11 protein-coding genes and 1 pseudogene are annotated in these 14735 nt (G+C 72.5%); 8 read left to right on the top strand and 4 right to left on the bottom strand.

Features of this window, described 5'->3' with window-relative positions; all coding sequences use genetic code 11:
* The first annotated feature begins 56 nt into the window (after window positions 1-56).
* The 3 genes from lexA (at window position 57) to AC07AZ_RS27540 (ending at window position 2602) form a co-directional block, all read left to right on the top strand.
* A complete protein-coding gene (gene lexA, locus AC07AZ_RS27550; RefSeq protein ID WP_478852305.1) occupies window positions 57-728 on the top strand; it encodes a transcriptional repressor LexA in 672 nt (223 codons plus the stop codon).
* A gap of 431 nt (window positions 729-1159) precedes the next feature.
* Window positions 1160-1414, top strand: coding sequence for a hypothetical protein (locus tag AC07AZ_RS27545; RefSeq protein ID WP_478852303.1), 255 nt, complete (start codon window positions 1160-1162; stop codon window positions 1412-1414).
* Window positions 1415-1753: 339 nt separating this feature from the next.
* Complete coding sequence (locus tag AC07AZ_RS27540; protein ID WP_478852301.1) at window positions 1754-2602, top strand: class I SAM-dependent methyltransferase; 849 nt, start codon at window positions 1754-1756, stop codon at window positions 2600-2602.
* A gap of 49 nt (window positions 2603-2651) precedes the next feature.
* Here AC07AZ_RS27540 and AC07AZ_RS27535 read toward each other — a convergent pair.
* Window positions 2652-2989: pseudogene (locus AC07AZ_RS27535) on the bottom strand (transposase); the annotation flags it as partial.
* A gap of 127 nt (window positions 2990-3116) precedes the next feature.
* Here AC07AZ_RS27535 and AC07AZ_RS27530 point away from each other — a divergent pair.
* Window positions 3117-3725 (top strand): DJ-1/PfpI family protein, encoded by a 609-nt coding sequence (locus AC07AZ_RS27530; RefSeq protein ID WP_478852299.1) that lies wholly within the window; start codon window positions 3117-3119, stop codon window positions 3723-3725.
* Window positions 3726-4236: 511 nt separating this feature from the next.
* Here the strand turns inward: AC07AZ_RS27530 and AC07AZ_RS27525 are convergent.
* Window positions 4237-4704, bottom strand: coding sequence for an ATP-binding protein (locus AC07AZ_RS27525; RefSeq protein WP_478852297.1), 468 nt, complete (start codon window positions 4702-4704; stop codon window positions 4237-4239).
* A gap of 386 nt (window positions 4705-5090) precedes the next feature.
* On the opposite strand from AC07AZ_RS27525, the gene AC07AZ_RS27520 reads away from it, so the two are divergent.
* The 4 genes from AC07AZ_RS27520 (at window position 5091) to AC07AZ_RS27505 (ending at window position 8461) form a co-directional block, all read left to right on the top strand.
* A complete protein-coding gene (locus AC07AZ_RS27520) occupies window positions 5091-5627 on the top strand; it encodes a hypothetical protein (protein ID WP_478852295.1) in 537 nt (178 codons plus the stop codon).
* Between the two features lie 70 nt (window positions 5628-5697).
* The gene (locus AC07AZ_RS27515) at window positions 5698-6264 is read left to right on the top strand and encodes a GNAT family N-acetyltransferase (protein ID WP_478852293.1); all 567 of its coding nucleotides are present in this window, start codon (window positions 5698-5700) and stop codon (window positions 6262-6264) included.
* Window positions 6265-6459: 195 nt separating this feature from the next.
* The gene (locus AC07AZ_RS27510; protein ID WP_478852450.1) at window positions 6460-7131 is read left to right on the top strand and encodes an ABC transporter ATP-binding protein; all 672 of its coding nucleotides are present in this window, start codon (window positions 6460-6462) and stop codon (window positions 7129-7131) included.
* 253 nt (window positions 7132-7384) lie between these two features.
* The gene (locus AC07AZ_RS27505) at window positions 7385-8461 is read left to right on the top strand and encodes an ABC transporter ATP-binding protein (RefSeq protein WP_478852291.1); all 1077 of its coding nucleotides are present in this window, start codon (window positions 7385-7387) and stop codon (window positions 8459-8461) included.
* 54 nt (window positions 8462-8515) lie between these two features.
* On the opposite strand, the gene AC07AZ_RS27500 is transcribed toward AC07AZ_RS27505, so the two are convergent.
* Window positions 8516-11371 carry an FtsX-like permease family protein gene (locus AC07AZ_RS27500; protein WP_478852289.1) on the bottom strand — a complete coding sequence of 952 codons (2856 nt, stop codon included), beginning with the start codon at window positions 11369-11371 and terminating at the stop codon, window positions 8516-8518.
* A gap of 35 nt (window positions 11372-11406) precedes the next feature.
* Entirely contained in the window at window positions 11407-14646 is a 3240-nt protein-coding gene (locus tag AC07AZ_RS27495) for an FtsX-like permease family protein (RefSeq protein WP_478852288.1), read from the bottom strand.
* Between the last annotated feature and the right edge of the window lie 89 nt (window positions 14647-14735).

Genomic DNA, 14735 nt, shown 5'->3' with positions numbered 1-14735 from the left:
GCCGGATGGCGGGTTAGGGTCACGTACCGCAAGGATCTTGTACGGAGGTGCCCGGTATGGAGAACAGTGCGCCCGCACGCCGGGGTCGTCCCCCGGGCCCACGCGGCGCTGAGGGTCAGCTGACGAGTCGGCAGGAGGCCATCGTCCGCTGCATCACCGAGGCGGTGGAGCGGCAGGGCTACCCGCCGTCGATGCGGGAGATCGGTCAGGCCGTCCAGCTGGCCAGCACGTCCTCGGTCGCCCACCAGCTGATGGCGCTGGAGAGCAAAGGCGTCCTGTACCGGGACCCGCACCGCCCCCGCGCCTACCGGGTCCGCCCCTCGTGGACGCCCGACCTGAAGCACAGGAGCGGGACGCCGGTCGAGGTGCCGCTCGTCGGGCGCATCGCCGCCGGCGCACCCCTGCTCGCGGAGGAGATGGTCGAAGACGTCTACTCCCTGCCGCGGCAGGTCGTGGGCGAAGGCGATCTGTTCGCCCTGACGGTCTCCGGCGACAGCATGATCGACGCCGCCATCTGTGACGGCGACATCGTGACCGTACGGCGCCAGGACAGCGCCGACCACGGCGACATCGTCGCCGCGCTGCTGGAGGACGAAGCCACCGTGAAGGTGCTGAGCCGACAGGACGGACAGGTGTGGCTGATGCCCCGCAACTCCGCCTACACGCCGATCGCCGGCGACCAGGCGCAGATCCTCGGCAAGGTCGTCGGCGTCCTGCGCCTGCTCTAAGGGCTGTCCCGCACTTCCTGGTGGATCAGCGCGCGGCGTCGGATGCGGTGCATCGCAAGGCGGAGGGTCGTCCTCATACTGGGCGTGTTCGGGCGATCCGACAACGCGGCGAGGTGCCGTGGCTGTCGTCGTGCGCCCGCCGGGAATTGCGGGACAGCCCTTGGAGAGGGCCGGGCCGCAAAAGACGTCGGAGAATGGACGGCGGCACACCGAAGACCCGCCCTGTGCAACGCCGTCGAGCTGAAGTCACCTTCTCCCACGGCGAGGGCTGGGCGGCCGCGTGCGGGCGGCGCTGGTCGGCGTGGCGTCGGGGCCGCGGAGCACACCGAGGACGTCGCGCAGATCGGTGAGAGCCTCGACGGACGTCGTGCGCAGCAGTCCGAGGCGTTCGGCGACCGGTGCGGGCAGCGTGTCGTTCCTGGGACACCGGTGTGCAGGGCGATCGGGCTCAGCCGGTGGGCCAGTACGTCGTGCATCTCCGCGGCGACACGGGACCGCTCCGCGATGCGGGCCGCCTCCTCGCGCAGCTGCGCCTCGACGCGCAGATGTTCCACGTCGGCGGCCAGTGGCTGGAGCAGGCGGCGCCGGCTGCCCAGCCACAGTCCGACGAGCACGGCCAGAACCGGCAGGAGCACCGTGGACGCGTAGGACTGGCCCGTCCACAGGGAGCCTGGCCCGGTAGCTGAGCAGGTTGGCGCTCAGCGCGGCGACGGCACATCCCACCGCGTGGGCCAGCCGCAGGAGCAGCCCGCCTGCCGCGAACGCCGCCACGGCGACCATCGCCATCAATGGCACGGGTTCCGGACGAGTGACGTGCTCCAGCTGCCGGCCGTGCCAGAAGAAGTAGGCCCGAGCGGTGAGTTGTACGAGGGTGACGCCGGGGGCCGGCCCGGACCGGGCGGGAAGGTTTCGGTGCACCAGCCGGGGAGCCGGTCTTCGTGCGCGGGTTCCTGAACCCTCTGTGGACGCGGGCGGGCGTGAGCCTGGTCGGCGGGGTCGGCTTCTCCCGGGTCTAGGCTGGCGCGGTGACTGATGAGCAGGAGCGGGTGCAGCCGTCGGGAGTATGGGCCACGGCGGTGGGGGTGGCCCGGGTGCGGGCGCTGGAGACCGAGCGGGAGAACGCGCTGTTCCGCGACCCACTGGCACAGGCTTTCGCCACCGCCGGCGGCCTATGGCCCTCCTCGCCGCTGCCCGATGACGAAGCCGCGCGCCGCCGCCGGCTGGCCGTGTCGTTCTCCATCGTCATCAGGACGACGTTCCTCGACGACCTGTTGCGGCAGGCCTCCGCGTCCGGCGTCCGGCAGGTCGTGCTGCTGGGAGCCGGCATGGACAGCCGGGCCTTCCGGATGGACTGGCCCGAGGGCACCCGGCTGTTCGAGGTCGACACCGCCGCACCACTGGACTTCAAGGCTTCGGTGCTGCGCCAGGAGCGGGCCGTCGCACGCTGCGAGCGGATCACCGTCCCGGTGGATCTGTGTGAGGACTGGCCAGGCGCGCTGGCCGCCGCAGGGCACGACCCGGCGGTGCCGACCGTGTGGATCGCCGAAGGACTGCTGATCTATCTGCCCGAGGACGCGGTGGAGCTGCTGCTGGCCCGGATCAGCGCGCAGTCGGCGGCAGGCAGCCGGATGGGGCTGACGTTGGGCTCGCGCGGCGTGATCGAGCGCTTCGGCGCGGACGCCGTGCCGGGATCGGCGGCGTCCATGTGGGTCTCGGAGATGCCCGACGACCCGGTGGGCTGGCTGGCCGGGCACGGCTGGGAGGCCGGCAGCCACACGCTGCGCGAGTGCGCTGCCGCCTACGGCCGCCCGATCAGCACACCGCCGCAGCGCGAGGAGCGGCCCGGCGGACTGATCTCGGCGGTCCGCGGGTAGAGCGCCTCCCGGTTCCCACCGGTCATGCGCGCACTGTCGCCTACGTTCCCTTCACCGGCCGCGGCTCGTCGGGATACTTCGCCACCGGCGGGCGTCCGGTCCCCGAGTACGGCTCGGCCAACGGCACCTCGTCGGCGCTCCGGGCCGACATGGGGGCGGAGGTCCCCACCACGTAGTCCAGGCCGCGCTCCTGCAGTCCGTGCCGGAAGGCGGCACGTCGCCGTAGCCGGCGTCCGCGAGGGCCAGCGGCACCTCCAGTCCCCGGGGGCGGATCTCGTCGAGCACGTCCAGGGCCGGCTGTCACTTCTCCACGTGCCCGACATCGTCCGGGATGCCGCAGGCGGTGCGGCGGGCGATCTTGTCCGCATCGGCCTTCGGCGAGGGGGGTGTGCGTCCTGGCCGGCTCCAGATACGTGCAGCGCTGGTCGGCAGGCCACCCGCCGCTGATTGGCCCTCGTCCCGAAAGGGCGCGTCGGGGAGACTGCGAAGCCGGTGCCGTACTTGAGGAGTCGTGATGCAGGTAGCAGTGGTCACCTTCGACGGGTTCAACGAACTCGACAGCTTCATCGCTTCTGCGCTGATCAACCGATGCCGCAAGGACGGTCTGGAAGCCTTCATCACGACGCCGACGCCGGTGGTCACGTCGATGAACGGCGTCGAGGTGACGGGGCAGCGCCCCATGGGGTTCGTCACCGACGCCGACGTCGTACTGATCGGCAGCGGGGTGAAGGCACGAGAAGTGGTCGCCGACGACCAGATGATCGCCAAGCTGCGGCTGGACCCTTCGCGCCAGTTGATCGGCGCCCAGTGCTCCGGCGCGCTGGTACTCGCCCGACTGGGTTTGCTGGATGGCATGCCGGTCTGCACGGACATGAAGACACGGCCCTTTGTCGAGGCTCGCGGCATGACTGTGCTCGACGAGCCGTTGCACGCGGAGGGGAACATCGCTACGGCGGGCGGTTGCCTCGCGTCCCAGTACCTTGCCGCCTGGGTGATCACCCGCACGCTCGGGAAGGACGCCGCGCGGGACGTCCTCGACTACGTGGCTCCGGTCGGCGAAAACCAGGAGACGGTCGAGCGCGCCATGCGAGCGCTGCACTCGGCAGAGGTCGCACTGCGCTGACGTCCGTAACCAATCTCTCCCGGAGCGCTCCGAAGGGGGATTGCGTGAGCCAGTCAGCGCCGTCGGCTGGTGTGATCACGGCACGAGCCCCCTGGCGGCCGCGACATCGGCTGTTGCGGGAGGTATCGATCCGGGCGTTCGGCAGGGAGGGACGCCTGTCGCCGTACGGCCCACCACCCATGGCAGTCACCACCCATGGCAGTCAAGCCCATTTTCGCGCCCGGCCGGGGCGCCATCCGGTACGGATCTCGGGCGCATCCTTCACTTCGCTCACATCGCCTACCCATCGCGGCGCTCCGCGATTCGGCGAGCGGGAAAAGCGGCACGCACCCGGCAGCCGGGGGTGACGGTGCCCGCTGGCCTGCGCGGCTGCGAGACGAGGCGCATGCCTGGCGGCGGGGCGGACCGCTTCACTCACGGAAAGGCGTGGGTGCTGGGTTCCCGAAGGACGGCAGAGCGGCGCAGCGTCGTCACCGGCGCGACCGAGGCCGGGCCGCACGAACCGCCTGTCTCAGGGCAGTGGGATCTCAGCCCGGACCCGTTTACCTGCCGGGTGGGTGTCCACGCTGAGGCGGTGGCTTACGGCCTGGACGATCCTGAGGCCCTGTCCGCCGATGCCGCGACGGTCAGGGGTCTTGGAAAAGGGCGGGCGGCGCGAGGTGTCCCAGACTGTGACCCGGGCCAGGCGTCCGGCTGCGGACCGGTCGAGTTCCAGATGCAGGCCGCAGGGGCCCGGCGCGTGCTGGCGGGCGTTGGTCACCAGCTCGCTGACGACCAGTTGGACCGTCTCGGTGGCGCGGGCCGTGGGTTTGTCCCGGCCTGCGGAGCCGGCTTCGTCAAGGAACGCGCGGGCCGCCTGACGGGCTTCCTCGGTGGTTACCGCACCGTCGTGCCAGGTAAGGCGCCGGGGTAGCGGATCGCGGTGTTCCGGGCCTGTGCCCCCATCCGGTCGGCCTGCTGTCGTGGGCGGGATGGTCATGCGTGGTACCCCATTTCGTGGATCAGAGCGGCACGTCCGGTACCTCATGTGCGCGCCCGTGCTCCGGCGTCTACCCGCTTCGACAGCGGGTAGGCCCACCCGGTTTCGCGGCCGGACAAGCAACTGCTGCGCAAGGAGAGGCTGCTCCTTGACGCGGATGTCGACGTACGCCTGCGGTGCTCAGCCGAGTACGGATAAACGGACTCTGTCGGTGTTCTGGGTCCTGCCGAACGCGGTCGCCTACGCCAACAACCTCGCTATCCACCACCACCTCGCAGCCGTCGTCGAAGTCCACACCTCAGCGAGGAGCTGCGGGCACGGCGCGAGCGGCAGGTACCGGCGAAAGACAGGACTGTCAGTCGTGGACCACGTGATTCAATGACGGCATGGTGGAGGACAGCACAGTGCTGGGACCGCTGGAACTGACGGGTGGCCATTGGGGAGTTGGGGACGCCGCACGAGTCGATGCCCACTGGGTGGAGTTCCGCCCGGAGGGGCTGTACCAGCACGAGCCGGACTCCGAGGGACGGTTGATCCCGTGGGCCAGGATCATGACTGGCATCCAGATCACCTGGGGCAAGCACTCCTGGAACACCAACAGCAGGGGCGTGTACACGTTGAGGGGAATGGTTGCCGGGCGTGGCGGCGGCTGGATGGGCATGACGCTGCGCCACCCGTACGAGGACTGCCAGCTGCGCTTCGACCAGCATGCGCGCCCCTACCGGGCGGTGGACACCCTCCGGCTGGAGTATCTGCTGCGCCAGCTCATCGATGAGGGAAAGCTGCATCTCCTCGGCGACCCGGCATGGGTGCGTCATGCCGTGGCGTACCTGGGTGGCGGGAAGAACCGCTGGGTTACGTACCGGTCGCTGCGGCGGATCGCGGCGCAGGCCCTGGCGGCGGCCGGCTCGGGCAGTTCCTGACGGCCCGTGACCGCCACCGGCGCCTGGTCTGTCCGGTCAGGTAAGTGGCACAAGGGGAGAGAGATCTGTGATGACGGCCGACTCACGACACGTCCCGGAAACCATCGCGACCGAACGTCTGGTCCTGCGGCTGTTCGCACCCGGTGACGTTGATGACCGGTACGCCTACCAGTCACTGCCGGAGGTAGCGCGCTACCTCTACCGCCCGCCGCTCACCCGCGAGGCCTGCGCCGAGTCCACCGCCGCACACATCGGCGGGACCAGCTGGAAGGCCGATGGTGACGTGCTCCTGATGGCCGTGTGCCGGGCAGACGAGCCAGGTGTCGTCGGCGAAGTCGTCCTCACCCTGCGCAGTGCGGCCGCCCGGCAGGCCGAGATCGGCTGGATCTTCAACCCGCGGTACGCCGGACATGGCTACGCCACCGAAGCGGCACGCGCCCTGGTCTGCCTGGCCTTCGACCGGTTGGAAGTCCATAGAGTCTTCGCCCGGCTCGATGTCTGCAACACGGCGTCGGTGCGTGTGTGCGAGCGCCTGGGCATGCGCCGCGAGGCGCACCTGGTCGACAACGACCTCGACGGGGACCGTTGGGGCAGCGAGTACGTCTACGCGATGCTCGACCACGATCGGAAGGACTGAACCCCACCTGGCAGGGACAGCTGTGTCAGCTACATCGCCGGGTGGTGCGTCCATGGCCGACTTCCGGCGTAGGCCCGGCGTGACGTACGGTGCGGATGCGCGACGGCTCGGGCCGAGCGGGGCGGGGGAGAAGGTGTGAACGAGCAGTCCAGCGGTCACGGCGCTGTCGCGGATGTCCGGACGCCGGCCGGCGAGATGGTGGTGGTGGAGGACCTGCGCCGCACCTACGGCAGCGGCGACACCGCGGTCCACGCCCTGCGCGGTGTCTCGTTCAGCGTTCCGCGCGGCGAACTCGTAGCCCTCAGAGGCCGTTCCGGCTCCGGCAAGACCACCGTGCTCAACCTGGTCGGTGGCCTCGACACTCCGGACGGTGGCCGGATCATCCTCGACGGCACCGACCTGGCCGGTCTGGGCGACGACGACCTGCTGGCGCTGCGCCGCGACCGCATCGGCTTCGTCTTCCAGTCCTTCGGCCTCATCCCGATTCTGACCGCCGCCGAGAACGTCGGAGTCCCGTTGCGCCTGCGGAAGGTCCCGGCCCGTGACCGCGAGGCCCGCGTCGACCTCCTGCTCTCCCTGGTCGGCCTCTCCGACCATGCCCACCAGCGTCCCGGCGAGCTGTCCGGTGGCCAGCAGCAGCGGGTCGCGATCGCCCGCGCGCTCGCCAACAACCCGGGCCTGATCATCGCCGACGAACCCACCGGCCAGCTCGACGCCGACACCGCTCTCGCCGTGATGGACCTGCTGCGCGCCGTCGTGCGCAGCGAATCCGTCACCGCCCTCGTCGCCACCCACGACACTCAACTCCTCGCGCTGGCCGACCGCGTGCTCGAACTCCGAGACGGCCACATCATCGACGACCTGTGACGGCACCGCCCAACGACCGGCGGGCGGTCCCTGACCGTTTCCAACGCTCCGTAAGGCGCGAGGTGTACCGCTCGTCACGCCTGTCGCCCGTCGCAGGCGGCGCGCCGCCTGACCGTCGGGGACGGATGGCCTTCCCTGCCGGGACCTCACCGCGCTGCATTACCCTGGCGGCTGTCCGACAGCGTTATCCGTAGACTTGAACTCCTCGGGGGACCGCGTGGCAGGGCACGAACGGCCGGTCGGGGCACCGGACTTGGACGAGCTGCGACGTCGGGCCGCAGCCGCCGCGCCGCAACGCGAGGAGGGGCTGGTCGTCTGCGAGAACCTGGTGCGGATCTACCAGACCGAGGGTGTCGAGGTGCAGGCCCTCCAGGGTCTGGACCTGGTCGTGGCCCAGGGTGAGATGATCGCGGTGATCGGGGCCTCCGGCTCCGGCAAGTCCACCCTGCTGGGCATACTCTCCGGCCAGGACGTGCCCACCGCGGGTGCCGCCGAGGTCGCCGGACACGACCTGCTGGCGATGAAGCGCCGCGACCGGCTCAGGTACCGGCGCGAGATCGCAGGGTTCGTCTGGCAGCAGACGTCCCGCAACCTGCTGCCCTACCTTTCGGCCGCGGAGAACGTGATGCTCCCGATGACCTACACCGGGATCAAGCGCTCCCAGCGCCGGGCCCGGGCAGAGGAACTGCTCGACCTGCTGTCCGTCGGCCACTGCCGGGACCGCACCCCCGACACGCTCTCCGGCGGCGAGCAGCAGCGGGTCGCGGTGGCCGTTGCGAACGCCAACGCGCCCCGGGTGCTGTTCGCCGACGAACCCACCGGCGAACTCGACACCGCCACCAGCGACGAGGTGTTCGCCGCACTGCGCCGGGCCAACGAGGAGTTGGGTGTCACGGTGGTCGTGGTCACCCACGACGCGCTGGTGTCCGAGCAGGTCCAGCGAACCGTGGGGATTCGCAACGGCCGTACCTCGACCGAGGTGCTGCGCCGGGTCGCCACCGGCGAGGACGGGGTCGAGGTGCTCACCGCCGAGGAGTACGCGGTACTGGACGGCAGCGGACGGCTGCAACTGCCGGGCGAGTTCACCGAGCGCCTGCACCTGCGCAGGCGCGTGCGGCTGGCTCTGGAAAGCGACCACATCGGCGTATGGCCCGACGCGGCCGCGCGGCGGGCGAAGTCCGCCGCGGAGGACGTGAAGGACGTGAAGGACGCCCAGGAGGCGCAGGACGTGAAGGAAGCGGAGGAAGCGGAGGACGCGCCGAGCACCGGCCCGAACGCCGAGAGCTCCGAGTCCGCTGAGATCGCCGAGAGCCCCGAGCGTACGAGGTAAGCGGATCGCCCGGTGGCTGCACCGGACAGCCACCGTGTGCGCACTGCGGAGCCTTCACGGGAGGCGCAGTACGGCCCCCAGGCTGCGCCGGCGGGCGAAGACGGTCTCGGTGGCCGCGGCGGCCAGGATCAGCGTGGTGACGCCGGCGACGAGGGCGAGGGTCAGCGAGTAGTCGGTCCGCAGAGCCGGTTGGGCCGGTCCGCCGGTGAACTGCCGCAGGTCCAGCGTCCCGGCCATGAGCTGCGGTACGAGCAGGCCGAGCAGCGTGCCGCCCACCGCCGAGGCCACGGCCAGCGGCAGCAGTTGCAGGAAGTGCACCGCTCCGGCCTGCTTGCTGCCGAGGCCGAGCGTGCGCAGGAACGAGGTGGTGCGGCTGCGCTCGTGGGAGGTGAGGCTCAGTTCCAGTGCGAGCGCGAGCAGGCCGGAGAGCGCGGCCGCGACCGAGGCGATGGTGTAGATCGTGCCGAGGCCCTGCGTCAGGCCGTCCGCTCGCAGGGTGCTCAGCGTCTCGGAGCGGACGCGGATCCGGGCCAGCGGCCCGAGCACCCTGGCCGCCGTCGAGCGCAGTGCCGCGGGCTCGGCGGCGGCGCGACCGTCGCCCTTGAGGAGCAGGACGGTGCTCCCCGAGGGCTGCTGGGCCATCAGGTGCTCGGCGGTGGCGGTGGTGATCAGCATCGGCGTCCCGGCCGGGATCCGCGCCGTGACCGGCCCGAGGAGGGGGTCGTGCAGTTCCGCGGCGGTGAGGGTGCCGACCGGTTTGAGGACCAGGTTCACCGGCGGCTGCCCCTGGGTGACGACGGTGGTCGTGAGGTTGCCGGTGCGCTCTCTCGCCCGCAGATCGGGGGAGAGGAAGGACGGCAGGGGGACGCTCGCGTCGGTCCGGGCTCCGGGCGGGGTGGCCAGCCCCGACAACAGGGTGCCGGCCAGCGGCGACTTCGGGGCGATGGCGGCCAGTTGTCGGGGATCCACTGTGATCACGGCGACCTGGCGGATCACCGCGCCGTCGGCCTGTCCCGCCATGTCGAAGGTGCGCAGCTGCTGGAGGGCGGTCCGTATTCCGGTGCTGGCGCCGGGCCCCGGTGCGGTGGTCGCGGCTGCGGAGGAGGTGCCGGTCCCGGCCACCGTCGCGCTCGCGTCGGCGCCGGTCGTCCAGGCCGCGCCCTCGGCCAGGCCGTCGCCGATCGTACGCTGCACGAGGCCGCCGAACACGGCCGTGCCCAGGGTCAGGACCAGGACGAACAGGGCCAGCCCGGTCGCCGGGGCGTCGTGAGCGGCCCGGGCTGCCCCGATGAAGCCCACCGTTCCCCGGCCGCGCCGGGCCTGCCGCAGCGCCAGGCGCAGAACGAAAGGACAGATCCGCAACAGGATCATGACGACGGCCAGCGCCACCAGCACCGGCACCGCCCCCAGGATCCCGTCGGGGCCCTGCGAGCGCAGCACGACCACGCCTGCCGCTGCCGCGAGCAGCACGGTGAACTCCAGGACCAGACGCCGACCGACGGCGGTGTGCCGGCGCGAGCGTCGCGGACGGCCGGGCCTACGCGGCTCGCGGACCGCGAGCCAGGTCATCAACGGCACCGTCAGCAGCACCACCGCGGCGGCGACGGCGGCGGGCACAGGCTGCGGCGATCCCGACGTGCCCGTAGGAGCGAGAGCTCGTCCGGCGGCCCAGCCGAGCAGGGCGGCACCCAGCACCGCCGGCCAGGCCACCGCGCATCGCAGCAGCACCAGCCGGGTAGGGGACGCGCCCCGCGCACGTTGCAACCGCAGGTGTGCCCGCCTCCGGCGCAGCAGCAGCCGTACCGCGACGGTGACGGTGGCCAGCGCGACCGCGGCGAGCGCGTCGACGGCGAACTTTGCCAGCGCCCTGGCCTGATGGTCCTGGGCGGTGAAGGTGGCGAGCAGCGGCGTCAGGGAGTCGGTCACCAGCAGGGGCCCGGTGGCCTGGCCGACCACGTGGCAGCCGATGTCGCCGGTGACCGAGTCGATTCCCTGGCACAGGGCGGCGCTCAGGTCCGCGCCGTAGTGGGACAGTGGCCCGGTCAGTGCGCGGGCCTGGTCGAGCGCTGCCCCCGACAGGTCGGCGCGCAACTGCCAGGTCACCTGCGGGCCGCCCACCCCGGCAGCGGCCAGCAGGTCGGCGGCGTCGAGGCCGACGAGGCCGCGGACGGCGAGCACGGTGCCGGCGGAGTGCTCCGCCGGGTAGCGCGACGGCTGGTCCAACGTCTCGCGGCCGTTCCAGAAACCGTCGGCCGCTGCCGTCGTGCGGTACACGCCGCTCACCGTCAGCGCCGCGCGGGGCGGTGCCTGCTGTGCCTGGGGTGTCGTGGCGAACTCCAGAGTCAGCCGACTGCCGGTCCGGACGCCCAGCGCCCGCGCGGTGGTCTGCGACAGCCCGATCTGGGGCGCGGTGCCCAGCGGTGTGTGGTCGGCCGGCGCGCGACCGCTGACGTAGTGCAGATGGGTTCGCGCGGAGGGCAGGTAGCCGACCGTCAGCTTCGTGCTGGTGATCGCCGGCCCCGGCGGCCGCGGCGAGACCAGGGACGCCGGGTTGTAGTCGTAGCTGCCGCCGCTGGAGGTCAGGTGCCGCGCGGCGGGGCCGCTGAGCTGCTCGGTGAGGGTGCGGTCGGCGCCGAGCAGGGTGGCCATGTCGACGGAGGGCGGCGAGGTGTCGAAGACCTCCGCTGTGGTGCTCAGGCTGATCAGGGGCGCTTGGGCCTGCGCGGCGTCGACGCGCTGCCGCAGTGCCCGGTCCTCCTGGCGGCCCGCGAGGGCGGGGGCCCAGGCGCACAGCGCCGTCAGGACCAGGACCAGCACCGCCAGGCAGGCCAGCGCCGGCAGGTCGCCGCGGGTCTCCTTGCGTATCAGGCGCCGCGTCACCGCCGCACCCGAGCCCACGGGTCGCGTCACCGTCCGCCCTTTCCGGTCCTGTCCGGCAGCCCGGCTCAACGGTCTTCCCCCGCTCGCAGGACGCGTACCAGGTCCACCCGGGCCAGCAGGCGGGCCAGTGCCAGCACGGTGGCGCTGACGGCCACGGCGGTCGCCACCGCGGTCAGTGCCACGGTGCCCCAGGGGATGACCTGCGGCAGCGGCGGATAGGGGGCCTGTCCGCTGTCGTCGACGGTGACCAGCGGCAGCACAGCCGATGCCAGGGCCATACCCATCAAGGCTCCCGGGACCACCGCGAACAGGGCCAGACCCAGTTGCTCGGCGACCAGCAGCGCGGACAGGCTCCTGGGGCGGACGCCGATCGCCCGCAGCAGGGCGAACTCCTTGCCGCGCTGCCGGGTGGAGACCACCGCGTGCACGGTAAAGGCGATGACAGCGAAACCGGGAGCCAGATACCGGACCAGTTCCAGTACTCGGCGCAGCCCGCTGCGGAACGGGTCGGCTTGCAGGGACACGGTGGTGCGCGCCGCGGTGGTGACGCGGCCCAGTGCGGGCTGCGCCTCGGCGGCTGCGGCCGTGCGCGCGCTGTCGGTGCTGCTGAGCCACCAGAACGCGGGCCTTTCCTGGCCGACACCGGCCAGCGTTACAGCGGTGGAGAGTTGGCGCTGGTCGGCGATCAGATGCCCCTGTCCTCGGCCCAGTCCGGGCAACTCGTCGACTCGGCCCACGATCTGGGCGGTGACCCGGCCACCGCCCAGATCCAGCGTGGTGGTGCTGCCCACGTTCAGGCGCGCGTCGTGCAGCGCCGAGGCGTCGACGCGTACCCGAAGCGGCGCCGGACCGCCGGCCGGGCCCGCCACGAATCGCACCCGGCGGCCGGCCTCGGTGGCGTAGTCGCTGTCGGCCAGGCCGCCAAAGGCGTCTCCGACTGCCTGGGAGGCGCGGATGCCGGTGCTGACGGTGGTCCGGAGAACCCCGGTGCCGCCGGGGACGATCGAGCACACCCCGGGGATGCCGGGCACGTAACTGCCGGCCGGCTGCCCCTCGCAGGCCCCCTTGGTGGCGTCGGCGGCGTGGGCCGTGCCGTCGGACCAGGTCTGCCCGCCGGGCAGCGGGGCGGCCCAGGTGTCCTGGGTGCCGCGCGCGCCGATCCGGATCAGTTCCAGTTCCAGCCGCGCGGGACGGACGTTGGGCTGCGGCAGGACGCTGACGGCGGTCACCGTCAGGGGATACGCCCGCGGGTGGCCGCCGCTCAGCGCCACGTCGAGTGGGACCACGACGGTGTGTCTGGCTCCGTCGGCGGCGGGCAGGCGGGTCGCCACGGTGCTGACGAGGCCGGACGCGTCCTGCACGGTCAGTTCCAGGCTCGGTGCCGCGCGGTTGCCGTCGCTGCTCAGCCGCTCGTCCAGCAGCAGCGCGGTCGGACGCCCGGGAAGCCGTATCCCGAAAACGACCGGTGACGTGGTGCGGGGAGCGGGCCCGCCGATCGTGCCGACCAGCTCTTCGGTGGCGCCGCCGGGCAGGTTCACCGTCGACCGCGTCACCGGTGTCACGAAGGTCACCGCCGGCAGCGCGCGATAGGCGGCGCCCAGTACGGATGAGGGATAGCCGTCGTCCGCGGACGGGGAGATCCGCACGTCCGCGCCGACGGTGAACGCGGCCTGTTCGGACGCCAGGCCGCCCAGGCAGGCCAGCGCGGTGGTGGCGAAGGCGCTCACCGACACGGCCAGGCACATCAGCACCACCGGTCCCGCGTTGCGCGCGGCCCGCCGGCTCAACTGCCAGCCGGCCAGCGCCGGGACCAGGCCCCGGCTGCGACGGCCGAACGCGTCCAGCAGCAGGGCGGTCAACGGCAGCAGCCGCAGCAGCAGGAGTGCGGCGGCGCCGGCCACGAGGGTCGGTACCAGGACCAGCACCGGGTCGGCGGACGCGCTGCCGGTGCCCACGTCGGCGATCAGCGAGTGGTGCCGCCGCAACTCCAGATATCCCAGGGCCGCGACGGCCAGCAGCGCCACGTCGGCGCCCAGCCGCTGCGCGGCGGCGGCCCGCGCGCCGCGGGCCGGCCGCGACCGCGTCGACGGCAGCACGGGCAGCAGCACCGCCGCGGCGTGCACCAGCAGGGTCAGAGCCACCACCGCCCACGCGTCGGTGCCCCGGCTGCCGGGGTGCAGCAGCCCGGCCAGGAAGGGCGCCGCGCCGGCGGCCGGGATGCCGGTGAGCGCCCACTCGGCCGCCGCGCCGCGCAGCAACCGAAGGGTGCCGGCGCCTCTGGCCTGCTGGAGCGCCAGATCGTCGCGCCGCCGCACGGTCAACTGGCGGGCCGCCAGCACCAGGGTCGCCAGGGCGAGGACCGCCAGCAGCACGCTCGGCAGGTACAGCGAGGACCGGGCCGCCACCACCGGCACCGTCAGGTCGTCGATCGCCCCCGGCAGACCGGAGGCCACCGTCATCTCGTCCAGCGACGGCTGCCGCCCGCGGAACACCGACACGCGGCTCTGGCTGCCGGAGAAAGCCCGCAGCCGGTCGTGCAACTCGGCGAGGCTGTCCGCGTCGAGACCGGAGAGGTCGGGCTGCATACTCCAGTGGGCCGTCAGATGCCCGTTCAGGACGGCGCTGCCGTTGAGAGCCGACGCCGAGACCACCAGCAGGTCCTGGTCGGCGGTCTGGCCCTCGGCCAGGTCGCCGGCCATCGCGGGCCAGAACCCGACGGCACCGGTCGCCCGGAAGACGCCGGTGATCCGCAGAGTCATGGCGCGGCTGAAGGCGTCCGAGACCTGAAGGGTGGAACCGGGTACGAGCCCCAGGCGCTTGGCCAGCGCGTCGGGTACCGCCGTGTCGACCGGAGCGTGGGACCCAGTGGCGACGCGGACATCGGGCAGCGAGGTGAACGCGCCGGCCGGGGCGTCGGCCGCTCCGACGGGCCACCTCCCGGCGACCAACCGCGCGAACCTGCCCCCCTCCTGCACCGCGACCGGGTGCAGCCCGCTGCCCCCGGGGACGCGTGGCGGGCCCACCACCCCGTCGATCCCCGCCACCGAGACCGGTGACGTGCCCAGCAGCCCTACGTACGTCCGCTGCGGAGTCCCGGCGAACGCCCGGTCGCCGGCGGCGCGCACCTCTCGATCGGCGGCGGCCATCCCCCCCGCCCGGAAGGACGCGTTGACGTTCACCTGCGCGTCGGGGTCGGCAGCCAGCCGCCGTACGGCCCCGGCCTGCACCGAACTCCCCGCCAGCGCCGCGAGCGCGGCCAGTGCCGTCGCACACAGCAGTACGGTCACCGCGACAGCGGCCAGCACCAGCCCGTGCTGCGTGGCCCGCCTGGCAACAGTGGGAAGCCGTCGCCGGGCCGGGCGCGGAGCATCCGGGCGGCGCCGCGGCGAAGACG

The organism is Streptomyces sp. NPDC043878 (assembly GCF_056435735.1).
The sequence above is the reverse complement of the archived record's forward strand: the minus strand, read 5'-3'. Positions and strand labels throughout refer to the sequence as shown.